Raw genomic sequence first — 23,299 nt, 5'->3', positions numbered from 1 at the left:
AGGTCTTCCGCGTGAGCGTCACGCGGACCGTTCCTGTCCGCGCCAGCACTACCCTTCGGCCGTTCGGGGCACGCACACCCGCAATTAGTCACACAACAGGTGCGCCCATTCGAGGGACGGCGCCCGCCGGAGCCGACCGGTCCGCCCCTGCGTAAAACTCCGGTAACGCGGCGCCGCCAGAAACCCGTTGCTCCTTTCCGGCCGCAGGTCAGAGCACCTTCCAGTGGTCTGGTCCACTGGCTCGACTCGCGGTTGCCACAACGCTCTTGACGGGCTATCGCCTCAGGTCACAGAGTGTGCGCGCACGACGGAACAGAGATCGGAACACAAAGACCTCTCGACACGAACGGCTCGGGAAACGCCCAGCTCCAAGAAGGGTTGTCATGACGTCCAAGCAGAGGACCAGACTCGCACTCGCGTTCACCACCGCCGGGGCGCTGAGTCTCGCGCTGCTCAGTCCCGCGGCACAGGCCGGTGCGGACGGCGTGCGGCCGGAGTGCCCGCGCGGTCTCGCATGCGACTGGGTCCCGGCGGCCTACCAGCAGACCGGCGACCCGGCCGACAAGGAGACGTACGGCAACTACGACACCGCCGACAGGCCGAACAGCAACAAGATCAAGTTCATCGTCCTCCACGACACCGAGGAGGACTTCGACACCACCCTGAAGATCTTCCAGAACCCGCTGAAGCAGACCTCGGCCCACTATGTGGTGCGTTCGGGCGACGGTCATGTCACACAGATGGTGAAGAACAAGGACGTCGCCTGGCAGGCCGGCAACTGGTACGTCAACACCCACTCCATCGGCATCGAGCAGGAGGGCGTCGCCACCGAGGGAGCGAAGTGGTACACCCCCGAGATGTACCGCTCGACCGCCGCTCTCGTGCGCTACCTCGCCGCCAAGTACGACATCCCCCTCGACCGCCAGCACATCATCGGCCACGACGGGGTGCCGCCCACCAGCGCCTCCGGGACCAAGAGCATGCACTGGGACCCGGGCACCTACTGGGACTGGAACCGCTTCATGGCCCTGGTCGGCAGGCCCACCGTGCCGTCGGCCCGCCCGAGCAGCGAACTCGTCACCGTCAGCCCGCGGTTCAAGGACAACCAGCAGGCCTTCCGCGACTGCGAGAAGGGCATCGACCTGCCCGTGCAGGGCTCCAGCGCCGTCCCGCTCCACACGGAGCCCTCCGCCGGCTCACCGCTCTTCTCCGACCCGGGACTGCACACGGACGGTTCGCCCGGCACCAACTGCGCCGCCGACTGGGGCAGCAAGATCAGCGCCACCCAGCAGGCCGTCGTCGCCGACCACGCACCCGGCTGGACGGCGATCTGGTGGTACGGCAAGAAGGCCTGGTTCCAGACCCCCGCCCGCACCCGCACCACGACCCCCACCTCGGGCTACGTCGTGAGGCCGAAGGCGGGCAGGGATGAGGTGGCGGTGTACGGGGTCGCGTACCCGGAGAAGTCCGAGTACCCCGACGGCTTCGCGGACCAACGGGTGGGCACGGCACTGCAGTACACGATCAAGGCGGGCCAGTCCTACCCCGGCGGCGGCGAGGCCCCCACCGGATTCTTCTACGCGCCGACGATCGACTCCTCGTACCCGCTGGACCACTCGTACTTCCTGGGCAGGCAGAAGTACGTGACGGTCCAGATCGGCCACCGCGTCGCCTTCGTGAAGGCATCCGACGTGGACATCGTGCGCGCACACTGAGCCCGGCCGGGCCGGGAGCAGGCCCAGGCCCGGCCCAGGAACGCAACAGCGCGCTGCGGGACCGGTGTGTCGGCACCGGACCCGCAGCGCGCATCCCCCGTGGGGCAGGTCAGCGAGTGCCGACCGCGGCTCGTACGGCGCGCCGCGCCATCGCGCAGTCGTCATGCAGCCGGCGCAGCAGCAGACGCTGTTCCTCGCCCGACGACAGCGCACCCGGACGGTCCTGAGCGGCCCTGGCCGGCACGGTGTCCCGCATCGCCCGCTGCACCGCGGTCTCGTACGTGCGGATCTCCCGGGTGAGCACCAGCATCAGATTGACCAGGAACGCATCCCGCGCCGCTGGGCCCGCGACCTGGGCCAGCTGGCTGATCTGACGGCGGGCCATCGGGGCGTCACCCAGCACCGCCCACAGCGTCGCCAGGTCGTAGCCGGGCAGATACCAGCCGGCGTGCTCCCAGTCCACCAGCACCGGCCCGGTGGGCGACAGCAGGATGTTGGACAGCAGCGCGTCACCGTGGCAGAACTGCCCCATGCCGTGACGTCCCCCGGCGTGGGCGAGACCGTGCAACAGCTTCTGCAGGTCGCCCAGGTCACGGTCGGTGAACAGACCGAGCTCGTGATAGCGGGCGATACGCGCCGCGTAGTCCAGCGGGGTGTCGAACAGACCGGCCGGCGGCCGCCACGCGTTGACCCGGCTGACCGCGCCGAGCACGGCGCGCAGATCGGCGCGGGGCGGCGCCTCCGACGGATGCCGGGTCAGGGCCGCCACCCGGCCGGGCATCCGCTCGATGACCAGGGTGCAGTTCTCCGGGTCGGCGGCGATCAGCCGGGGCACCCGGACCGGAGGACGGTGCCGGACGAACGCCCGGTATGCCGCTATTTCGTGGCGGAACCGCTCCGACCACGCGGGGGAGTGGTCGAGTAAACACTTGGCGACCGCGGTGGCCCGTCCGGTGGAGCCGACCAGCAGCACCGACCGCCCGCTGCGCCGCAGTACCTGGACCGGATTGAACTCCGGGCAGATCCGGTGCACCGAGGCGATCGCCATCCTCAGCTGCGTTCCCTGGGGGCCGGACAGGTCCAGTCTCCCGCTGAGCGACGGTGCGCCAGGCCCTGCCATGCGCCGGGCTCGACCAAGGCCGGGCGCCGGTGCTGCGGCGCGTGGGTCGAGATACGGTCCGCCGCCCGCCCCGAGAGGACGCAGCGGGCGGGGCGGGGCGGACACGGAGGACGATGCTGTGTACATGGGCGAGACAGATCCCTTCGTGCGCCGACAAGTTGCGTGCGCCAGCCCGGCCGGCGGCCGTTCGGCACCCTGGGGAGTACCTAGGGCTGCCGGGCGGGGTGGCGCTTTCCTACCTGACATCCATCGACGGGTGGCAGACCACGTAGCGACCCCTGGCGAAGCCTGGCGAATAGTCGCAGGGCATCTGACAGGGGGTTACTGTCAACACAGCCGAGAACCTGGGGGCTTGACGTGACCGGAGAACCCAACACCCGCCTTTCCGACCTGTTCGGCCTTGCCGGCTGGTCCAAGGGCGAACTCGCGAGAATGGTGAACCGGAAGGCGGCGGCCATGGGCCATCCGCAACTGGCCACCGACACCTCGCGCGTGAGGCGCTGGATCGACATGGGGGAGTCCCCCCGTGATCCTGTGCCCAAAGTGCTGGCAGCCCTGTTCACCGAGCGGCTCGGCCGTGTCGTGACCATCGAGGACCTCGGGTTCGGCCGGCGCGGGCGTGTGGGGAAGCGGCGAGATACCGGGACGGAAGACAATCCCGATCAACTCCCGTGGGCGCCCGAACGGACGGCAGCGGTCCTCACCGAATTCACGGGAATGGACCTCATGCTCAACCGACGCGGCTTGGTGAGCGCGGGTGCCGCGCTTGCCGCCGGCTCCACGATCGCCGGCCCCATGCACGACTGGCTCCACACCGACCCCGTACTGGCGGCCGACGCCCCACGTATCGACGATCCACTCTACGCGGACCCGGCCGGCTTCGACCGGTACGAGGCCGCGCCCATCGGCTCGGAGGAGATCGACGCACTGGAACGCTCCGTGGAGGTGTTCCGGGCCTGGGACGCCTCCCGTGGCGGCGGTCTCCAGCGCAAGGCCGTGGTGGGCCAGCTCAACGAGGTGGGCGGCATGCTCGCCTACCGGCACCCCGACCATCTGCAGCGCCGCCTCTGGGGCGTCGCCGCCAACCTCGCCGTACTCGCCGGATGGATGTCCCACGACATCGGTCTCGAACCCACGGCCCAGAAGTACTTCGTCATCGCCGCACACGCGGCGCGCGAGGGCGGCGACCGGCCACGCGCCGGCGAGGCGCTCTCACGGGCGGCCCGTCAGATGGTTCACCTGGGCCGGCCCGATGACGCGCTCGACCTCATGAAGCTCGCCAAGTCCGGCTCCGGCGACATGGTCCTGCCGCGCACCCAGGCGATGCTGCACACCATCGAGGCCTGGGCGCAGGCATCGATGGGCCGGGGCCAGGCCATGCGGCGCACCCTCGGCAGGGCCGAGGAGCTCTTCATCTCGGACAAGGGCGATGTGCCGCCGCCCAGCTGGATGCAGATGTTCGACGAGGCGGACTTCCACGGCATGCAGGCCCTGGCCTTCCGCACCCTGGCCGAGCACGACCCCTTCGCGGCCGTCACCGCCCAGCGCCACGCGAAGCAGGCACTGGAACTGCGGGTCAACGGGCGGCAGCGTTCGAAGATCTTCGACTACATCTCGCTCGCCTCGGCATGCTTCATCGCCGACGACCCCGAGCAGGCAGATCGCTACGCCCGGCTCGCCCTCGTGACGATGGGAGAGACCTCCTCGCACCGCACCTGGGACAGGCTGCGCGAAATGTACCGGCTGACGGGCCAGTTCGCGGGCTACGCGAAGATCGAGGACCTGCGCGAGGAGATCGAGCTCTCGCTGCCGCCGAGCACCCAGATCAAGAGGCCCAGGAGTTCCGGGATCTGATCCGTTGGCGCCATGACCAACGGGCGCCGTTCTCCACACCTGCCCGGAGACAGCACTGTGGTCGGTCCCGGCCTTCCACGTCACCCGCATGGTGGGTTCCGTGTGCCCGCGCCCCTGCGTGCGGTGTGTCTGTGCTGTGCCCTACGCCCCGATGCGGGCGATCAGCACACATGCGTCGTCCAGTCGCTCGGCGCCGCCGAACTCCTCGATGACGGCCCGTACACAGTCCTGTGCCGTACGGGCTCCGGCGAAGCGGGGTGCGAGTCCGAGCAGTGCTTCCGTGCCCGGGCGCAGACCGCGGTGGTCGTTGTTGTTGTCCCGGGCCAGGCCGTCGGTGTGCAGAACCAGCACATCACCGGGCAGCAGGTGCGCTTCGTCCTGCTCGTAGGTGACCCCGGACGCCGCTCCGAGCAGCACTCCGTCCGGCGGGGGAAGCGGGCGCCCGGCGCCGTTGCGGAAGAGCAGCGGTGCGGGGTGTCCGGCCTGCGCCCAGTCGAGGGTGCGGGTCGCCGGGTCGAACCGGCAGCACACCGCGCTGCCCAGGGCCGGCTGGATCGATGTCTCCAGTAACTGGTTGAGATGGCCCATCAGCGCCCCGGGCTCGATCCCGGCCACCGCCATGCCGCGCAGCGCGCCCAGGATCACCGCCATCGCCGAGGTGGCCTGGATGCCGTGGCCGGTCAGGTCACCGACGGTCAGCAGGGTTCTGCCGTCCGGCAGTTCCATCGCGTCGTACCAGCCGCCGCCGATCAGGGCGCTCGACTCCGACGGCAGATAGTGGGCCGCGATGTCCAGTGCGCCGGGACCCTGCTCCGGGAGGCGAAGCGAACTCCGCCACGGGGGGAGTACGGCCTCCTGAAGCTCCACCGCCATCCGGCGCTCGGTGCTGGCGATGTGCTGCTGGCGGCGGGCCGAGTCATGCGTGCGGCGCACCACCTGCTGGCTGCGCCGCAATGCGCTGACATCCCGCAGGACCGCCCACATGGAGGCCGTGCAGCCGTCCGTGTCGAGGACGGGCTCGCCCATCATGTGCAGAGTCCGGGTCTGCCCGTCCGCGCGCAGGATGCGGAACTCGCCGTCTATCGGCTTGCCGTCGACCAGACAGTCCGTCACCAGTGCGGTGAGGAGGGGCTGGTCCTCGGGGAGGAGGAACGAGGGAAGGTCGTCCAGTGACAGGGCGCCCGCCTCGGTGCTGCGGCCGAAGATCTGGAACAGCTCCTCGGACCAGCTGACCTCGTCGGTCAGCAGGTTCCACTCGGCGCTGCCCACCCGGCCGATCAGGGAGCCGGCAGGCTCCTCGCCGGGTGCCTCCCGGTCCGTCGTCCGCGCTGCCCCGGACCCGAACTGTGCGGCGATCTCCGGCAGCAGGCCTTCCTTGAGCTGCCCCAGATGCGCGCCGAGATCGTCGAGGTGGTGGACCGCCAGGTCGCAGAGCGCGCGCTGCCAGCGCATCTGGGCGTCGTCCTCGTCGATGAGGCCGGTGTCACCCCGCACCGCGTCCACATCGCCGCGCAGCCGACGCGTCCGGTTGATCAACGCGTCGACGGTGTCACGCTCGGGCGGCTGCGGGGCGGGGCGGTCCGCGGACAGATGGGGCGGCATGTCGTACTCCGATACAGGCGCGGTACAACCAGGTCTGAAGGGTGGACCGAATACGACTGTCGCACAGCCGTGAAGGGCCCGTAAGTGGTTTGGCAACACTCGATGCGTTCCTGCATCTGACATATGCCAGAGGCTGACTTTAGCTCAGATGCGTCGAACAGCCTTGCTGTCCACGGGTGTTGGTGCAAGTCGTCCGGCGCGCACAACGGGCTGTGCGCCTGCGGGCGCCGTTCCTGCGCGGGAGTGCGCCGCTCGCGCCGGGGCATATGCGGCCGCTGCCCCTGCGCTCGGCAGGGGCACCGGTCCGGGCGGGGGTGGCGCCGGGGTCCGCGCCGTCAGCACAGGGCGATGCGGCCGTACGAACCCGTCCTCCACTTCCATTCCAGGGTCTCACCGGGTGACGTGGTCCAGCACCGCCTGTCGGGCCCGTGGTCGATGACCAACTGGATGTGCATGTTCCTGCCGCAGTTGTTGGTCGTCCAGGCGGTCTTGTTCTGCTTGATGACCTCGCGCGCCACGCATGCGGGCGCGGTGTCGCCGGCTGCGGCTGCCGGGCCGGCCGCGGTCATCGTGCAGGCGGCGATCATCGCGGTGGCCGCAAAGGTGGTCAGGGTGTTCTTCAGGCGCATGGCTCACATTCCTTGGGGGAGTCCTGTGCTGTGCCGGGCACAGCGATCAACGAGCGCGACGCCCCCGCGTGACGGCGTCGGCCGTCCCCGATGCGCAGGATCCGGGCGGGAATGTCTCCCGGAACCCTCGCGTTACATCACCGGAACGAAAATGAATCCCGTTCTCATCAGGAGTCCGGTGTTCAGTGTCCATGAGTCCGGAGGTGCCCATGGCCCGCAGTGAGACCCGTCCTGTAGTCACGCTCCGTTCGACCGCGGGGACGGGGCAGAGCTATGTGACGCGCAAGAGCCGTCGCAACAACCCCGACCGGCTGGTGCTGCGCAAGTACGATCCCGCCGCCGGTCAGCATGTCCTCTTCCGCGAGGAACGCTGAACGGCGCGCCCGCAACCGGTGGGGCGGCGGCCCCGGCCGCGCGCTCCCCTCTCCCGCACTCTCCCGCGACAAGGAAGGAACGCTCATGAAGTCCCGAATCCACCCCGTCTCCCGTCCGGTGGTCTTCCGCGACCGCGCCGCGGGGACGGCCTTCCTCACCCGCTCGACCGCCGGCTCCGGCTCCGGGGCGCGGGTCACGTGGGAGGACGGCCGGAGCTACCCCGTCATCGACGTCGAGACCTCGTCGGCGAGCCACCCGTTCTACACGGGTGCCCGGCAGGTGCTGGACACGGCGGGCCGGATCGAACAGTTCAACCGCAGGTACGGCACGGGGGCGTCCTCCGCCGGTGCGTGAGGCCGCCGCGTCGTCCGCCTGCCGGTCCGTGCCCTGGATCACAGACCCGGGTACGGATTGCCGGGAACAGGCGGTAATGGTTTATCGTTCACCTATGTGTGGATGACGCGCTGAGCGCGCCCGCACCAGAGCTGCCCCGGCTGGATTCCCCCGATCCGGCCGGGGCTTCCCCTTGCCCCGGGAGACCACTGCCCGGACCGGTTCACCCCCGCCGCGCCACGGCCCCGACCACCAGTGCGGCCATCGCGAGAGCCGCGGCCGCCACGGCGCCGGCCGCGGGCCAGAGACGTACCGCCAGCGCTGACAGTCCCGCGCCCGCGACCACGGCGACGAGCCGGCCGACGACCCAGCCGTCATCGCGATCCCACCTCCCCAGGGCCAGCCGGCCGATGAGCGATGTCAGTGTCCCGGTGAAGTAGTTCGTCGGCGTGGCACGGATACGGCCCTGAATCCCCATCGCGAGCCCCATGAGTACCAGCAGTCCCAACCGGTCCACGTCCGATGTGATCAGATCCCCTGCCCACAGTCCCGCACCCACCGCGAGCAGCGCCACCTCGATGAGCAGCATGACGGGCAGCCGCCGCCACACCAGTGGGCCCATCCACGACCCCCAGGCCACCCCGCATCCGTACGAGAGGAGCGCGGTGACCACACGCAGGGCGACACCTTCCTCGCCGGCTCCTGCGGCCGAGGCGCCCAGCAGGACCAGATTCCCGGTCATCACGCCCGCGAAGACCTGGCCCACACAGATGAAGACGAACGCGTCCGCGGCCCCGGACGCCGCGGACAGCAGCAACAGCGCCGCATGGCCGCGCACATCACCCGCTCCGCCCGAGCCGGCCGGAACGGTGGACGCTGCGGAGCGGGGAGTCGGCACATCAGCATCTTCGCCGCCGCCCGTCCGGGCGGGCCGCGTTGCGTGCGGCGCGGCGCGGCGGGAGCTGTGGAGTCCGCCGGTGAGCCTCATTCCAGGCCGCGGGCCCGCCTGAACCGGGCCAGGCCGTCGGCCAGTGCCACCACCGGATCCGGATAGTCCAGGCGGGCGCGCTCCGCGCCGCGGAGCTTCCACGGCTCGTGCACGGCGGGGCCGGCCAGTGACGCCAGCTCCGGCACCCAGCGGCGGACATAGCTGCCGTCCGGGTCGTACCGCTTGGCCTGCACCACCGGGTTCAGCACCCGGTTGGGGCGGCTGTCCGTCCCGGTGCCGGCCATCCACTGCCAGTTGAGCTGGTTGTTGGCGACGTCGCCGTCGACCAGCAGGTCCAGGAAGTGGCGTGCCCCGATGCGCCAGTCGACGTACAGCGTCTTGGTGAGGAAGCCCGCGGTCAGCAGGCGTCCGCGGTTGTGCATCCAGCCCTCGTGGCGCAGCTGGCGCATGGCGGCGTCGACCACCGGGTAGCCGGTGCGCCCCCGCCGCCACGCCTCGATGTCCGTTGCCGCGTCCGCCTCGGACCGCCAGTGGTCGTGGCGGGTTCGGTAGTCCTGCCGTGCCGCGGCGGGCCGGGCCGCGAGGACCTGGTGGTGGAACTCGCGCCAGCACAGCTGCCGGACGAACGCGTCGGCTCCGGACCCGCCCGCCGCGCGTGCCCGCCGGACCAGTTCGACAGGCGACAGCGTGCCGAAATGGAGGTGCGGCGAGAGCCGGGACGTCGCGTCGCCCGGCAGGTCGTCGTGACGCTCCTCGTACGTGGTGAGCCCGTGGCGCCGCCAGTCGGCGAGCCGCTTCCTGGCCACCCTCTCACCGCCCTCGGCGAGCCCGTCCGAGACGCCTGAGACACCGGTACGGGCCGGCACCGCCTCGGAACCCGGGCCGTCCGGCACCCGAACCGCACGCGGCGCGCCGAAGACATCACGCACCGGTTCTCCGGACCAGCGCCTGAAGTACGGAGTGAACACGGCGAAGTGGTCCGAGGCGGCCGGGGTCACCGCACCGGGAGCGACCGCCGTGACCACACCGTCGTGGACGTGCAGCCGCCGTCCGCCGGACTCCAGCGCCGTGCGCAGCCGCTCCTCGCGTCGCCGGGCGTACGAGCTGACGCCCGCGGCCAGGTGGACATCCCGGGCACCGGTCCCCGAGGCGACCCGGCACACCTCCTCGACCACATCGCCCGAGCGGATCACCAGGCGGCCGCCCCGCTCACGCAGCCCGGCATCCAGGTCCCGCAGGCAGTCGGCGAGGAAGGCGAGCCGGTTCGGGGCGTCGAACCCGGCCGCCCCGATCGCACGGTCGCGGACGAACAGCGGCACGACCTCGTCCGCCGACGCGATCGCGGCCCGTAGCGGCGGATGGTCGTGCAGGCGGAGATCGGCGGTGAAGAGAACGACCGCTACGGTCATGGCGCAACTCCTGGTGGGGCCGGGGACGTGCCATGCTGCCGCCCCGGCTCCCACTCGTGGACGCACCGCTCAGGGCGACACCGCAGCTTTCGCCCGTCCGGGTGACGCGGCCCCCGCCGCCGCCCGGGCGACGTTGCGGGCCATCCCGCCGAACACGATCGCGTGGAACGGTGAGACGCTCCACCAGTACGCGTGGCCGAGCAGCCCGCGCGGATGGAACAGAGCCCGCTGCCGGTAGCGGGCCCGGCCCCGCTCATCGCGTTCCGCATACATCTCCAGCCATGCGAGACCGGGGAGCCGCATCTCGGCGCGCAGCCGCAGCAGGCGCCCCGGCTCGATCTCCTCGACGCGCCAGAAGTCCAGGGAGTCACCCACCCGCAGCCGGTGGGTGTCGCGTCGCCCGCGGCGCAGTCCCACGCCTCCCACCAGCCGGTCGAGCCAGCCCCGCACCGCCCAGGCCGACGGGAACGAGTACCAGCCGTGCTCGCCCCCGATCCCCTCGATGACCTGCCAGAGGGCTTCGGGCGATGCGTCGACATCACGTTCGCGCACATCCGTGTACAGGCTGCCGCCGGCCCAGCCGGGGTCCGTGGGCAGCGGGTCGCTGGGCACCCCGGGCACCGAGGCGGAGGACCAGCGGGTGGTGACCCGGGCCTCCCGGACGCGCTGAAGGGCCAGCTGGAGCGCCTTCTCGAACGTGAACGGCTGCCCCGCACCGTCCGGGACGTACCGCGCGATGTCGTGTTCCCCGCACACCACCTCGTACCGCAGCGACTCCGCGAGCGGCCGTGCGATCGACCGGGGCACGGGCGTGACCAGACCGATCCAGTGGCTGGACAGCCGGGGCGTCAGCATCGGAACGGGCAGGATCAGCCGGTGCGGAAGCGCCGCGACCTCCGCGTACCGCTGCATCATGTCCCGGTAGGTGAGGACGTCGGGCCCGCCGATGTCGAAGGCGCGGTTCACGTCGCCCGGCATACGGGCGCTGCCCACCAGGTAGCGCAGCACATCCCGTACCGCGATCGGCTGGATCCGCGTCGACACCCAGCTCGGCGTCACCATGACCGGAAGCCGCTCCGTGAGATAGCGCAGCATCTCGAAGGAGGCCGACCCCGAGCCGATGATGACCGCCGCCCGCAGCGCCGTGACCGGGACCCCGGAAGCCAGCAGGATCCGGCCGACCTCCGCCCGTGAGCGCAGATGAGGCGACAGTTCCTTCTCCGGTACGCCGGAAGGGGTGAGGCCGCCGAGATAGACGATCCGGCCGATCCCCTCGGCGCGCGCCTGCCCGGCGAAGACCGAGGCTGCTCTCCGGTCGGTCTCCTCGAAACCCGATCCGGTCGTCAGCGCATGCACCAGGTAGTAGGCCACGTCGATGCCGCGCATCGCCGTGGCGAGGGACCGCGCATCGGTGACATCACCCTGGACGATCTCCACATCACCGGCCCACGGGTGGTCCCGGAGTTTCACGGGGCTGCGGGCCAGGCAACGCACCCGGTGTCCCGCCGCCAGCAGTTCCGGGACCAGGCGGCCCCCGATATAGCCGGTGGCGCCCGTGACCAGGCAGCTCAGGGGCTTCTCGGCGCTTTCGTTCCGCATGTGATCTCCGTATCGGGTGGGTGCTGCTCCGTTCACCGTGCCCGTCCGCCGCACGCCGCGCCTTCCGAAGTGCTCGGTCATCCCGCCCGTCAGGTGTGGTCCGAACGGTCCGGGGCACCTGTCGCCCATGAGCGCAGAGACACAGAGCGGTACACGGAACGGGGCGCGGCCCAGATCATGGGGTCGTGTCCTCCTGCAGGTGACCATTCTGGTGCTGGCCTTCGCGGCCATGGTCGGATTCTCCGTCGTGCTGGCGAAGGTGACGCTGACACCGTCGCCCGCCTCGGAGGATCTGGTGAAGTCGAATATGCGGCCCGGCCGTTCGCTGAGGCAGTATGCCGAGGACTACACCTTCCTCGCCGCCTGCAAACAAGCAGGCGGAAACCTGTTGCTGGGCATGCCGTTCGGCATTCTGCTACCCATTCTTGTTCCGCGCCGCCTGCGGATGGTGCGCATGGTCCTGCTCACGGTGCTGGTCATAGCGATCGTCGAACTCGTGCAGGGAGCCCTCGTAGCGGGACGGGCCTTCGACGTCGACGACGTCATTCTCAACACGGCCGGCGCGATTCTCGGATATCTGCTGCTGGGCCGCCGGCTGAGCCATCGCTACCACGTGCTCGCGGAACAGCCCAAGGACGGACCGAAGCCGCATCCGAAGCCGAAACCGGATTCCGGCCCGAAGCCCGGGCAGACTCCCAAGTCCAAGTCCAAGCCCAAGCCGAAACCCAAGCCGGAGCCGAAACCCAAGCCGAAACCGAAGCCGAAACCGAAACCGAAGGCCGGCCCGAAGTCCGGGCAGACCGCGCAACCCAAGGCGGGCGCCAAGAGCCGGAAGGTCCCGAAGTCCGGCCCGGCCCGGGGTCTTCTGAACCGGTTCCGCAGCAGCTGAGTCCCGCCGCGGGGCACCCGATCAGCCCGTGGCCGATTGCGGACGGCTTCCCGGGGGCCGAGCGTGAGGGGATGCCGGGCGTGCACAGCGCGCCCGGAATCACCCGCCGAAGGGGAGCGATATGACGGACGCCCAGTGGACCCCCGGGCGAAGGGCGGGCGACGCGGACGAGTTCCTTCCGGTCCTGGACGTCATCGAGCCCGCGCGTCAACGCCGGCTCACCGTCCTGTTCCGCCTGCTCCTGCTGATTCCGCACTTCGTCGTGCTCTTCTTCCTGGAGATCGCCGCGTTCTTCACCGTCGTGTTCGGCTGGTTCGCCGCCCTCGTCCTGGGCCGGCTGCCGGAACCGGTCTTCCGCTTTCTCGCCGGAGTTCTCGGCTACCGCACGAGGGTCGGCGCGAGCGTCATGCTGCTCGTCGACCGCTATCCGCCGTTCGCGCTGAGCCCACAGACCGACTACCCGGTCCGGATCGATGTCCGGCCGACGCAGCTGAACCGGCCGGCCGTCTTCTTCCGGCTGATCCTGGTCATCCCCGCCGCTGTCCTGCAGAGCCTCGCCACGTCGGGCTGGTTCGCCCTGGCGATCCTGTGGTGGCTGATCACGCTGATCCTGGGGCGCATGCCGCGCCCGCTCTTCGAGGCGACCGCGGCCACGCTGCGCTACGACATGCGCCTGTCCGCCTACCTGTCGATGCTCAGCCCGGCCTACCCCAAGGGGTTCTTCGGCGAGGACGCACTCTCCGTACCGGAGCAGCAGGCGCGCTCCGCCACCTGTCCCCTGGTCATGAGCACCGCGGGCAAGGCGCTGCTGGTCCTCTTCCTGGTCATCGGGCTCATCGGCGGCATCACGACGTCCGTCACCGGTTCGTCGTCCGACGACACCGATTACCACATGCAGGCGTAAAGGGCTCGTGCGAAGCACCTGGTCCGAGGCATGATCAACAGATGACATGGACAGCACCAGAAGTCACACGCACGGGCGGATCGCTCGTCGCCGGCGAGCGCGAGATGCTCACCGGATATCTCGGATGGTTCCGCTCGACCCTCCTGCAGAAGTGCGCCGGACTGACCGGTGAGCAGCTCGCCGGGCGAACCGTTCCGCCGTCGAACCTCTCGCTCCTCGGGCTCGTACGTCATATGGCCAAGGTCGAACGCACCTGGTTCAGGCAGCGGTTCGCCGGTCAGGAACTCGAGTCGATGTACGACCCGGAGAAGGGCAAGGACGCGGACTTCGAGGACCTGGATCCGGCCCGGGCCGCCGAGGACTACGCCCGCCTGATCGAGGAGTGCCGTCTGGCGGACGAGATCGTCGCCGGCGCCTCGCTGGACGACACCTTCACCCACGGCGGTGATGTCTACTCGCTCCGGCTGGTACACGTCCACATGATCGGCGAGTACGCGCGTCACATCGGCCACGCGGACCTGGTGCGCGAGCGCCTGGATGGTGTCACCGGGGCGTGAGGCAGGCCCGGAGCCGGCGGACACCACCGCCATGCTCCGGGGCCCGCCCGGCTTTCCGCAAGGGGCGCGGTCCGCCACGGCTGCGCGCGCTCATAGCCGTATACGGTCACGCCGCAAGCTCAACTCCCTTTGTTCGCAGCACCCTTGACGCTCATGCCTCGATGAGTATGGTCTAGTCCAAGTGCAGGGCCGGTGCCGGAAGCCCGCGGTCCAAAGGGATCTCCCGGCCATGGAACTGCCGTGCCCTTCGCGCCTCTTGGCCCCACACTCGAGAGGCTGGACTGCCGCTCCCGGGCTCCCCACCGTCCGCCCGCGTGCAGCGATGCCTCATGTGAAGGAGAAGCATGCACGCGAATAGGAAGACCGCAGCTGTTGTCGGCGCCGTACTCGCACCGGTGCTCGCGCTGACCCTCCCGACAGGCTCCGCCAGTGCCCACGGCTACATCTCGTCACCGCCCAGCAGGCAGGCGCAGTGTGCCGCCGGCACCGTCAGCTGCGGCGACATCAAGTACGAACCCCAGAGTGTCGAAGGCCCCAAGGGGCTGACCAGTTGCAGCGGTGGCAACAGCCGGTTCGCCGAGCTCGACAACGACTCCAAGGGGTGGCAGGTCACCCCGGTGAGCCGGAGCACCTCCTTCCAGTGGGTGCTGACCGCCCGGCACTCCACGAGCACCTGGCAGTACTTTGCGAGCGGTCAGAAGATCGCCGAGTTCAACGACAACGGCGCCCAGCCCGGAGCCACCGTCACCCACCAGGTGAACTTCGGCGGACTCACGGGGAAGCAGAAGGTCCTCGCGGTCTGGAACATCGCCGACACGGCGAACGCCTTCTACGCCTGCATCGACGTCAACGTCAGCTGACGGCACGCCTCACCCGCCGTGCCGGACGCCCGTAGCGGGACGCGGCTTCGCCGCGGGTGCACCGGTCCGAGGGGGAGTTCCCGCCCTGCATAGGGTGGGAACTCCAACGGCGTCACCGCGGTCCGGCCCCTTCGCCGGTGTACGGCGCGGTGTGCGGGAACGGCGAAGGCAAGGCATGACTCAGCAGTGGGTGAAACTGGAGCTCGACACCGCCGCGTTCGACGCGGACCGGTTCGGCGCGTACGTGACCAGGTGCCGCGACGAGGGCATAGCGCTCACCACGCTCGCCGAACTGGGTGACACACCGGAGCGCCGGCGCGCCCTGTACGACCTCAACAAGGAGTGTTCCGCCGACATCCCGGAGCGGGGCGAGTTCTTCTCGTACGAGGAATTCTGCGCGCGCCGTTTCGACGTGCCCTCCTACGATCCTCGCGGTGTCGTGATCGCACTGGACGGCGACGACTGGATCGGCCTGGCGGTCACCTCCCGCCACCGTGACTTCGTCTTCAACGAGATGACCGGGGTCAGGGCCGCCTACCGGGGCCGCGGTATCTCCATCGCCATGAAGACGTTCGGGATGGGATTCGCCGACGTGTGCGGTGTCAGCCGGATGAAGACCTTCCACCATCCGGCGAACGCGAGCGCCATCGGGATGAACCGGACCATGGGCTTCGTCGACACCGAATGACCAGGCCCGGGCTGCTCACGGCCCGGCACGGGGTCGCACCCGGCGGGGCCGCACGGCCGCCCGAACCGGCCGGGCGCCCGTTCCGGGACACCCGGATGGTCGGTTCCGTCACCCGCGTGCTCTGCGGGCCGCGCCGAACGAGTCATTCCTGGCAACGCTGAATCCGTCACCGTGTCTTCAGAGTCGGGATCAGCGATGCTCATATCGACCTTCTTCGGACCGCAGAGCCGTACGCGCCGCCGATACGCCCTCGCCACCGCGCTCACGGCGGTGGTGTACGCCGGAGCCGCACCGGCGGCCGCCGACGGGGCGGCCCCCGCCACGCAGGCCGCGGACACAGGTGCGAGGCCCACGGTCGTGCTGGTGCACGGCGCGTTCGCCGACGCGTCCAGCTGGAACGGCGTCGCCGAGCGGCTGCAGAGCCGGGGGTACACCGTCGTCGCCCCGGCCAATCCGCTGCGCGGGCTCGCCGGCGACGCCGCCGGAACGGCGGACGTGCTCAAGCGGATCACGGGTCCGGTCGTGCTCGTCGGCCATGGCTACGGCGGCGCGGTCATCAGCGGCGCGGCAGCCGGAAACCCCCAGGTCAAGGCGCTGGTCTACATCTCGGCGCTCATGCCGGACAAGGGCGAGGCGCTCGGCCCGCTCAGTTCCCGGTTCCCGGGCGGCGAACTCGGTACGGCGCTCAGGCGCACCCCCGTCCGTAACGCCGACGGAACCCGGGGCACCGACCTGTACGTCCAGGACGCCAGGTTCCACGACATCGTCGCCGCTGACCGGCCCAGGGTCTCCGCCGCTGTCATGGCATCGTCCCAACGCCCCATCAGCGCCTCGGTGTTCGAGGACCGGGCCACGGCGGCTGCCTGGCGGACCATTCCGTCCTGGGCCCTGGTCGCCACCCGGGACAAGGTCATCGCCCCGCAGCTGGAGCGCTTCCAGGCCGCCCGCGCCCATTCGCACACCATCGAGGTGAACTCCTCGCACGTCGCCATGGTGTCCCGTCCCGCGGTGGTCACCGCCCTCGTCCTCGCCGCCGCCGGTGACACGCCCGCCGGGCACCGGCCGCTCGCCTCGACGGGAACGCGAACACTGGTGCTCGCGGGGACGGGCTGCGCGGCGGGGCTGGCGGTGTTCCTCGGCGGCGGTCTGGTGGCATCCGCCCGCCGCCGTCATGGCTTTTGACGCTGACGCCTGTGTGCGACACGTCGGCCGGGCCGGATTTTCTTGGCGGCCAGGGGCGTGGAAGTCATGATGGACCGAGGCCGATGAGGCGACACGGCCCGATACCGACGATGGGACAGACGCGATGCCGCTCCAGGGAGAGTACGAGCCGAGCCCCGCTCAATGGGTTCGTGACCAGGTCGACCAGTACGAGAGCTCAGGGGGCACGGAAGGGACCACGATGCGGGGCATGCCGGTCATCGTCCTGACGACTCTGGGCGCCAGGAGCGGGAAGATCCGTAAGACGCCCCTGATGCGCGTCGAGCACGACGGCGCGTATGCGGTGGTCGCCTCTCAGGGCGGAGCCCCGAAGCATCCGGTCTGGTATCACAACCTCGTGGCCGACCCGCGCGCCGAGCTGCAGGACGGGCCGGTCCGCCGGGACATGAGCGCCCGTGAGGTGACGGGGGAGGAGAAGGCGCTCTGGTGGGGGCGTGCGGTCGAGGCGTTTCCCGACTACGCCGACTACCAGAAGAAGACGGACCGGCAGATCCCCGTCTTCGTACTGGAGCCGGCCGAATCCGGCCACTGAGCGCACAGGCAGTCGTGGGGCGGGCCGGTGCCGCACCGTGCGCCGGCCCGCCGCGCAGGAACTCCGCAATGCGGCCAAGGCCCGGTGGCGGCGTGATCCCGGCCGTCTCGCCCCGCGAGCGGCGGCGGGACCTGGCGTGTGCGGCGGGATAGTGTCCAGCACGGTCCCTGAGGAGCGGGGCCGAGCGGAAGGATGCAGAGCCAGATGACAGACAACTCCGACATCATCACGTTCGTCCGGGCGCGCCTCGACGAGGAAGAGCGCGTCGCGCGGGCAGCAGGCGGCGAGGGGTGGCGGTGCCCGGCCGAGGTGCCCGGCGAGATCCACGACCGGATCGGCGCGATCGCGTTCACCCTCCGGACGCACGGCTACGACCATCACATCGCCTTGCAGGATCCCGCGCGCACCCTCCAGCGCGTCGAGACCAGCCGGGTTCTCCTCGACGAGTACACGGAGGTCGCCGCGCTGGACGTCGACCGCCCCCAGCGGGACTTCCCCTCCGGCCGCGCCGTCGGGCTGGGTTTCGTGGTCCGGCAGATGGCCGCTGAGCACGCGGGGCACCCCGACTACCAGGTGAAGTGGCTGCCCCGGTTCACGCAGTAGCGTCCCCGCCCGGCGCCCAGGGACGCACCCGCCGCCCGCACGGCCGGGCCGGTGCCCCTCCCGCCACGCGATACGAGGGGCACCGGCCCGGCCGGACGGCAGGTACGCGGGTTCAGAGCGGGTTCATGTTCCCGTCGCCCTTGGTGGTCACCTGGTCACTCCGTTCCTGGAGCCGGCGCGCCTTGTCCGCGAGGCGCTGCCGCTCCTGCGGATCGGAGGCACGCTCGGCGGCCTCCTGCATTTCCTGCGCCTTGGCGCGAATGCGCTCGGCACGGCCGCCGGTTTCATCCGCAACGCTCATGATCACTCCTGGACCTCGGGGGGAGAGCCGACCCCATCAGCGAATCAGCGTGTCCGCACACCTGCATCTCGAGCGGTCACCCACCGCTACGAAATCCGGTGTCCCTGAGTGCCGTGCGGGCGCTTCCCGCGTCTCCGGTGTTCCGTTACCCCGAGACGGCCCGGCGCCACCGAGCCTAAGGGCTGTCCCGTAGTCCCCGGTGGATCAGCGCGCGGCGTCAGATGCGGTGCATCGCAAGGCGGAGGGACGTCCGCGTACTGGATGTATTCGGGCGTTCCGACAACGCGGCGAGGTGCCGTAGCTGTCGTCGTGCGCCGCCGGGGATCACGGGACAGCCCTTAAGCTCGCGCCATGGGAAATGTGGATCTGCTGTCGAGTGTTCTGGCCAAGACCGGCGATGTCGTCGAGGGCGTACGTACCGATCAGCTCGGCCTTCCGACCCCGTGCGACACCTACGACGTCGAGGCCCTGGTCAACCACATCGTCGGATGGCTTCAGGTGTTCGAGGCCGGTCGTCACGACCGGTCGTACGAGGGTGACGCGAAGGACTACCGCTGCGGGGCGGACCCCGCCGGCGAGTTCCGCAGCGCGGCGGCCGGCCTCGTCGCAGGGTGGGAGGAGCACGGATTCGACGGCCAGGTGGGCGTCACGGGAGGGAAGATGCCGGCCGAGCAGGTGTTCAGCATGACGGTCATCGAGTTCCTGACCCACGGCTGGGACCTGGCGGTCGCCACCGGGCAGCCGGTTCCCTTCACCGAGCAGGAGGCCGAGGAAGTACTGGCACGGGCGGAAGCCACCCTGCCACCGAAGTTCCGGGGCGAAGGCATGCCGTTCGCGCCCATCGTGCCCGTTGCCGAGGGAGCATCCGCCGTCGACAGGATGGTGGCCTTCATGGGGCGCGAGCCGGGCGCCCGGCCGGAGAGTTCCGGACCGGAAAGTTCCTGACCGGTCCGGTGCGGTCCGGTGCGGTGCGGTGCGGCGTGGATCGGGCGTGGATCGGCTGTGGGGCCCCTGCAACTCGCCCCAGAATCAACGTCCTTCGGCATGAAGCGCCACCTCGGGGATCGTCCGTGCACGGCGGGTCGTCGCCCCTATGCTCCGTGCAGCGGGACTGCGCAGTCCCGCAGGTTGCGCAGCCGTGGCAGAGCGGCCCATTGCGATCGTCGTGGGGAGGTCTTCCTCGCGACGACTGACGGGGTGCGGGCGGACCTGCCCCTGCCTGTCCGCGGGTTCGAATCCCGTCGGCTGCGCAACCGCACGCCGCTCGGTGCAGGCCGGAGCCGGAGGCGGCCACGGCCTCTCCGGCGCGGTCCGGCCCGGCGGCGGCTGGTCACGGGGCCTGCCGCGATGGCATAGGGTGGGGATCACAACGACGCGGGGTGGAGCAGCTCGGTAGCTCGCTGGGCTCATAACCCAGAGGTCGCAGGTTCAAATCCTGTCCCCGCTACTGAAGGCAGTGCACAGAACTCCCAGCACGGATTCGTCCGGGCTGGGAGTTCTTTTGTTGGGTTCGGGGTCTTGGCTGAGGGATCGGCGCGCCTGGACCACTGGTGCTTCGGTGGGGTGCGTATTTCAGGGCCGCAGGGGGTCGGCGGCCGTGAGGTGGCGGAGCTGGTGGGAGATGCCCTCGAGGAGGGCGGTGCGAGGCTTCCAGTCCAGGAGGGCTGCCGCCCTGGAGCGGTCGGCGAGGGTGGCGTCCACGTCACCGGGCTGGGCGGGGAGCCTCTTGAGCGGCACCGGGTGGCCGGTCAACTCCTCGACGGCGGAGAGCACATCGAGGACGCTGGTGCTGACGCCGGCTCCGACGTTGAGGACGGTCGTGCCGATCCGACGGGTTGCCGCGGTGGTGGCGGCGCGGACCACGTCCCCGACATAGGTGAAGTCGCGTTCGTGGCTGCCGTCCCCGTAGAGGCTCAGCTCCGGGCCGCCCAGTGCCGCCGTCAGGGCGCGGCCGATAAGCATGTCGGGGCGCTGGCGGGGCCCGTAGACGGTGAACAGACGCAGCGCCACCGCGGTGAGCGTGGACGTGGTTTTGCCGGCATGGGCCAGGCAGAGTTGCTCTCCGGCGAGCTTGCTGACCGCGTACGGTGACGCGGGCCGCGGTGCGCTCTCCTCGTGGGTGGCTCCGTTCCTTGTCCCGTAGACGCTGGAGGAGGAGGCGTAGACGAGGCGGGGAACGTGGGCGTCCTCGCAGGCCGACAGGACGCGTTCGGTGGCGAAGACGTTGCAGGCGGTGTATTCGGCGAATGGTTCGCCCCAGGAATCGCGCACTCCCGGCAGGGCCGCGAAGTGGAGGACCGCGTCGGCCTGCTGGAACAGGGGCGTGAGCGCGCAGCTTTGCAGGTCGGCGGTGACCAGGGTGAAGTCCGGATGGCCGAGGACCGCGCCCAGGTTGGCCGCCGCGGCCGGGTCGAGACGGGGGGCACGGCGGTCCACACCGACGACGGTGATCCCGTCGGCGAGGAGGGCCTCGACGAGGTGCGAGCCGATGAAGCCGGCGGCGCCCGTGACGACCACCCTGGCAGGCGCCGGTCCCTGGTTCGCCTCTCTCCGCATGTGCATCCCCCCAACTGGTTGGTACCTGACGACCCGGGCGTCCGCCGGACGCCGGTGTGATCGGTCCTGTTCCTGTCGCGGTGGGTCTCACGTGCTCACAGTGCCCGGTAGCCGGAGGTCCGCGAGGACCAGGTCGGCCCGGCGGCGCCAGGTGTAGAGCTCCAGGAACTGACGCCGGGCCTCGTCGCCGAGCCTGCTGCGCAGCGCCCGGTCGGCGACGAGGTCGGTGACGGCGTCGGCCCACGCCTGCGGCCGGTCGGACGGGCGCAGCAGGCAGTTGACGCCGTCCTCCAGGACTTCGCGCAGGACCGGGAGGTCCGAGGCGACGATGGCGCGGCCGTGCGACATGTACTCGAACAGCTTCATCGGGGAGGTCCAGCGTCCGATCTCATCGAGTCGGTCCCAGGTGTAGACCTTGGGCTGGTGGGGTGCGAGGACCACGTCGAAGAGCGGGAAGTAGCCGGGGAGGACAGCGGGCGGCCGGTGCCCGTGGAAGTACACGTTGGGATGCGGACAGGGGGCTTCCCAGCGGGCTCGGTCCTCGGTGGTGCCGCCGACCAGGTGGAAGTCGAAGCCGGGGAGCAGGCCGGCGAGGTCCAGGACGAGGTCGATGCCGCGTCCGTCGTAGAGGTGACCGACGTAGCCGATCCTCGGTGCGTCCGGGCGGCCCGGCAGCCTGGGTGCGTCGAGGACCGCGCCGGGGTCCGGCGGGTCGGCACAGTCGGGCGCCACCCGGATCGGCAGTGTTCCCAGGCCCCGGTAGGCCGCCTGGAGGTCGTGGGCGAGTACGTGTGTGACGACCACGACCTGCGCGAGCCCGGGAAGGCTGAGCAGGGCCTGTTCGGTCCCGGTGGGCAGGTCCTGTCGCAGCTGGTGGACCTCGTACACGAAGGGGGCGAGGCCGGCGGTGGCGGCAAGGGCGTAGGGGTCGCGCCCGTAGATGAGGTCGGGGGCGTCGTCACCGGTCAGCAGGCTACGGATCTGTTCGCCGCGTTTGCGGTAGCCGTCCGGTGTGTCGTCGGGGGCGGGGATCAGCTGGATGGGGAAGCGGTGCCGGACACCGTAGTACTCGTGCGGGTCGTCGTCCGAATAGGAGCCGGGCATGGAGTAGAGGGTGACGTCGTGTCCGGCGTCGGTGAACGCGTCGCACATGCGCATGACGTGGACGCCGTTGGCGAAGAACGAGGGAATGCTGCCGCCGTGCAGATATGCAATGCGCATGCCGTCCTGCTCCTTGCTCGCCGGGGGCCCGGGCGGCACGAATGCCGCTGTCAGGCCCCGATTGACGTGGGAATCTCGTTGCTGTGCCGGGTCCGCGGGAGCCCCGGAGCCGGTGGCTCCCGCGGACCCGAAACGGACGTCCATCCGGCCGATGGCCTGCAAGGCCCTTTGGCGGGATGGCCGCGTCTCACCAGCGCACGTGCAGCGTGCGCGGGGACCGGGTGATCTGGCCGCGCTTCCAGTCCGCCGGTCCGGCCGCGCGGAGTCCCGGGAAGTGGCCCACCAGACCGGCGATGGCCTCCTGAAGCTGGACCCTGGCCAGTTGCGCCCCGACGCAGAAGTGGGCGCCGTAGCCGAAGGCCAGGTGGGCCGGGGCGGCCCGCGTGAGATCGAGCAGGTCGGGCTCGGTGTGGACGCCCTCGTCGTGGTTGGCCGAAGAGGTGAGCGCGATCACCGCCTCACCCTCCTTGACCGTCACTCCGCTCAGTTCCACGTCCTCAGTGGCCACCCGGAGGTTGGCCCCGACATTGGCCTGGGCGTACCGCAGCAGTTCCTCGACCGCGCTGGGGATCAGCTGCGGCTCGCGGCACAGCACCTGGTAGCGCTCCGGCCGGTCCAGCAGCAGGTGGACCAGGCCGGCGAGACGGTCGGCGGTGGTGCCGTATCCGCCGGCGAGCAGGACGATGCAGAACGAGATGAGCTCACCCTCGCTCAGCCGGTCGCCCTCGTCACGTGCGGCGATCAGGTCGCTCAGCATGTCGTCGCCGGGATGGGCACGTTTGGCGGCGACCAGGTCGGTGAGGTACTCGGTCATCTCGTCGACGGCTGCCATCACCGCGGCATCCGGCATCGCGGTCAGGCTCCGCATCGCGTCGTTCCAGGCGTCCAGCTGGTCGCCGTCGAGCCGGGGTGCTCCCAGAAGGTCGCAGATCACGGTCAGGGGGAGTGGCCTGGTGAAGCACGCGACGAGATCGGCGTGGCGTGGCTGCCGCTCCATACCCGCCAGAAGTTGGCCGGTCAGCAGCCGGATCTCGCCGCGCATCGTTTCCGCCCGGCGCCCGCTGAGCGCGGGCGCGACGAGCCTGCGCAGCCGGGAGTGGTCGGGCGGGTCGGCGGCGAGGATCGAGTCCGGCAGCGTGGTGGTGCGGTTGATCCTGGGCCCCTCACCCCGGGTCGCCCGAGCACGGCTGAAGCAGGGGTCTGCCAGGACTCGGCGGACGTCGGCATGACGGGTCACCAGCCACGCGGTGTCACCGCTGGGCATCCGGACCCGGATGACCGGGGCGCTGCGCCGCAGTTCCGCGAACTCGGGCATCGGGTCGAGCCCGTCGCGATGTGGGAAGGGGAACGCCTGGATCTCTTCGGCCTGGTTCATGCGGCCC

Annotated in this window: 22 protein-coding genes, 2 tRNA genes and 1 pseudogene; 15 read left to right on the top strand and 10 right to left on the bottom strand. The window is 70.4% G+C overall.

Annotated features, from left to right (window positions below):
* The first annotated feature begins 383 nt into the window (after positions 1 to 383).
* Positions 384 to 1,715 carry an N-acetylmuramoyl-L-alanine amidase gene (locus tag OG782_RS01385; RefSeq protein ID WP_406447474.1) on the top strand — a complete coding sequence of 444 codons (1,332 nt, stop codon included), beginning with the start codon at positions 384 to 386 and terminating at the stop codon, positions 1,713 to 1,715.
* Positions 1,716 to 1,824: 109 nt separating this feature from the next.
* On the opposite strand, the gene OG782_RS01380 is transcribed toward OG782_RS01385, so the two are convergent.
* Positions 1,825 to 2,961 carry an aminoglycoside phosphotransferase family protein gene (locus OG782_RS01380; protein ID WP_406447472.1) on the bottom strand — a complete coding sequence of 379 codons (1,137 nt, stop codon included), beginning with the start codon at positions 2,959 to 2,961 and terminating at the stop codon, positions 1,825 to 1,827.
* Positions 2,962 to 3,192: 231 nt separating this feature from the next.
* Here OG782_RS01380 and OG782_RS01375 point away from each other — a divergent pair, with 231 nt between their 5' ends.
* Entirely contained in the window at positions 3,193 to 4,689 is a 1,497-nt protein-coding gene (locus tag OG782_RS01375) for a hypothetical protein (protein ID WP_406447470.1), read from the top strand.
* A 141-nt stretch (positions 4,690 to 4,830) separates the two neighbouring features.
* Here OG782_RS01375 and OG782_RS01370 read toward each other — a convergent pair whose 3' ends face one another.
* The gene (locus OG782_RS01370) at positions 4,831 to 6,291 is read right to left on the bottom strand and encodes a PP2C family protein-serine/threonine phosphatase (RefSeq protein ID WP_406447468.1); all 1,461 of its coding nucleotides are present in this window, start codon (positions 6,289 to 6,291) and stop codon (positions 4,831 to 4,833) included.
* 335 nt (positions 6,292 to 6,626) lie between these two features.
* Positions 6,627 to 6,920 carry a hypothetical protein gene (locus tag OG782_RS01365; protein WP_406447467.1) on the bottom strand — a complete coding sequence of 98 codons (294 nt, stop codon included), beginning with the start codon at positions 6,918 to 6,920 and terminating at the stop codon, positions 6,627 to 6,629.
* 209 nt (positions 6,921 to 7,129) lie between these two features.
* On the opposite strand from OG782_RS01365, the gene rpmG reads away from it, so the two are divergent.
* Together rpmG and OG782_RS01355 are read left to right on the top strand one after the other, a co-directional pair.
* Positions 7,130 to 7,294, top strand: a complete 165-nt coding sequence (gene rpmG, locus OG782_RS01360) for a 50S ribosomal protein L33 (RefSeq protein WP_327713035.1) — start codon at positions 7,130 to 7,132, stop codon at positions 7,292 to 7,294.
* A gap of 85 nt (positions 7,295 to 7,379) precedes the next feature.
* Positions 7,380 to 7,649 carry a type B 50S ribosomal protein L31 gene (locus OG782_RS01355; RefSeq protein WP_406447465.1) on the top strand — a complete coding sequence of 90 codons (270 nt, stop codon included), beginning with the start codon at positions 7,380 to 7,382 and terminating at the stop codon, positions 7,647 to 7,649.
* A gap of 81 nt (positions 7,650 to 7,730) precedes the next feature.
* Here the strand turns inward: OG782_RS01355 and OG782_RS01350 are convergent.
* From OG782_RS01350 to OG782_RS01340, 3 genes and pseudogenes are all read right to left on the bottom strand, one after another.
* Positions 7,731 to 8,445, bottom strand: a pseudogene (locus tag OG782_RS01350) (YoaK family protein).
* A gap of 167 nt (positions 8,446 to 8,612) precedes the next feature.
* Entirely contained in the window at positions 8,613 to 9,986 is a 1,374-nt protein-coding gene (locus tag OG782_RS01345) for a cryptochrome/photolyase family protein (protein ID WP_406447463.1), read from the bottom strand.
* Between the two features lie 69 nt (positions 9,987 to 10,055).
* Positions 10,056 to 11,585 (bottom strand): SDR family oxidoreductase, encoded by a 1,530-nt coding sequence (locus OG782_RS01340; RefSeq protein WP_406447461.1) that lies wholly within the window; start codon positions 11,583 to 11,585, stop codon positions 10,056 to 10,058.
* A gap of 127 nt (positions 11,586 to 11,712) precedes the next feature.
* Between OG782_RS01340 and OG782_RS01335 the strand changes: the two genes are divergently transcribed.
* The 8 genes from OG782_RS01335 (at position 11,713) to OG782_RS01300 (ending at position 17,839) form a co-directional block, all read left to right on the top strand.
* Entirely contained in the window at positions 11,713 to 12,474 is a 762-nt protein-coding gene (locus OG782_RS01335) for a VanZ family protein (RefSeq protein ID WP_406447459.1), read from the top strand.
* A 121-nt stretch (positions 12,475 to 12,595) separates the two neighbouring features.
* Positions 12,596 to 13,378 carry a DUF4389 domain-containing protein gene (locus tag OG782_RS01330; protein WP_406447457.1) on the top strand — a complete coding sequence of 261 codons (783 nt, stop codon included), beginning with the start codon at positions 12,596 to 12,598 and terminating at the stop codon, positions 13,376 to 13,378.
* A gap of 41 nt (positions 13,379 to 13,419) precedes the next feature.
* On the top strand, positions 13,420 to 13,935 hold the full coding sequence (locus OG782_RS01325; RefSeq protein ID WP_406447455.1) for a DinB family protein: 516 nt from the start codon (positions 13,420 to 13,422) through the stop codon (positions 13,933 to 13,935).
* A gap of 344 nt (positions 13,936 to 14,279) precedes the next feature.
* Complete coding sequence (locus OG782_RS01320) at positions 14,280 to 14,795, top strand: lytic polysaccharide monooxygenase auxiliary activity family 9 protein (RefSeq protein WP_406447453.1); 516 nt, start codon at positions 14,280 to 14,282, stop codon at positions 14,793 to 14,795.
* Positions 14,796 to 14,970: 175 nt separating this feature from the next.
* A complete protein-coding gene (locus tag OG782_RS01315; protein WP_406447451.1) occupies positions 14,971 to 15,483 on the top strand; it encodes a GNAT family N-acetyltransferase in 513 nt (170 codons plus the stop codon).
* A 195-nt stretch (positions 15,484 to 15,678) separates the two neighbouring features.
* A complete protein-coding gene (locus OG782_RS01310) occupies positions 15,679 to 16,665 on the top strand; it encodes an alpha/beta fold hydrolase (RefSeq protein ID WP_406447450.1) in 987 nt (328 codons plus the stop codon).
* Positions 16,666 to 16,789: 124 nt separating this feature from the next.
* A complete protein-coding gene (locus tag OG782_RS01305) occupies positions 16,790 to 17,236 on the top strand; it encodes a nitroreductase family deazaflavin-dependent oxidoreductase (protein ID WP_406447449.1) in 447 nt (148 codons plus the stop codon).
* A gap of 204 nt (positions 17,237 to 17,440) precedes the next feature.
* The gene (locus OG782_RS01300; protein ID WP_406447447.1) at positions 17,441 to 17,839 is read left to right on the top strand and encodes a DUF6221 family protein; all 399 of its coding nucleotides are present in this window, start codon (positions 17,441 to 17,443) and stop codon (positions 17,837 to 17,839) included.
* 112 nt (positions 17,840 to 17,951) lie between these two features.
* Here the strand turns inward: OG782_RS01300 and OG782_RS01295 are convergent, their stop codons facing one another.
* Positions 17,952 to 18,140, bottom strand: coding sequence for a DUF6381 family protein (locus OG782_RS01295; protein WP_406447446.1), 189 nt, complete (start codon positions 18,138 to 18,140; stop codon positions 17,952 to 17,954).
* A gap of 351 nt (positions 18,141 to 18,491) precedes the next feature.
* On the opposite strand from OG782_RS01295, the gene OG782_RS01290 reads away from it, so the two are divergent.
* From OG782_RS01290 to OG782_RS01280, 3 genes are all read left to right on the top strand, one after another.
* Positions 18,492 to 19,085: a TIGR03086 family metal-binding protein gene (locus OG782_RS01290; RefSeq protein WP_406447444.1), complete on the top strand. Its 594-nt coding sequence runs from the start codon at positions 18,492 to 18,494 to the stop codon at positions 19,083 to 19,085.
* Positions 19,086 to 19,272: 187 nt separating this feature from the next.
* Positions 19,273 to 19,390: transfer RNA gene (locus OG782_RS01285), tRNA-OTHER, on the top strand.
* Positions 19,391 to 19,513: 123 nt separating this feature from the next.
* Positions 19,514 to 19,587 (top strand) — tRNA-Met (locus OG782_RS01280).
* Between the two features lie 125 nt (positions 19,588 to 19,712).
* On the opposite strand, the gene OG782_RS01275 is transcribed toward OG782_RS01280, so the two are convergent.
* The 3 genes from OG782_RS01275 to OG782_RS01265 form a co-directional block, all read right to left on the bottom strand.
* Positions 19,713 to 20,696, bottom strand: coding sequence for an NAD-dependent epimerase/dehydratase family protein (locus OG782_RS01275; protein ID WP_406447442.1), 984 nt, complete (start codon positions 20,694 to 20,696; stop codon positions 19,713 to 19,715).
* 87 nt (positions 20,697 to 20,783) lie between these two features.
* Entirely contained in the window at positions 20,784 to 21,917 is a 1,134-nt protein-coding gene (locus tag OG782_RS01270) for a glycosyltransferase family 4 protein (RefSeq protein WP_406447441.1), read from the bottom strand.
* Positions 21,918 to 22,104: 187 nt separating this feature from the next.
* Complete coding sequence (locus OG782_RS01265) at positions 22,105 to 23,292, bottom strand: cytochrome P450 (RefSeq protein WP_406447439.1); 1,188 nt, start codon at positions 23,290 to 23,292, stop codon at positions 22,105 to 22,107.
* Between the last annotated feature and the right edge of the window lie 7 nt (positions 23,293 to 23,299).

Origin of the sequence: Streptomyces sp. NBC_00876, assembly GCF_045207435.1 — a bacterium.
In the GTDB taxonomy this organism is placed as follows: Bacteria; Actinomycetota; Actinomycetes; order Streptomycetales; family Streptomycetaceae; genus Streptomyces.
This window is presented reverse-complemented; position numbering and strand designations above follow the sequence as displayed.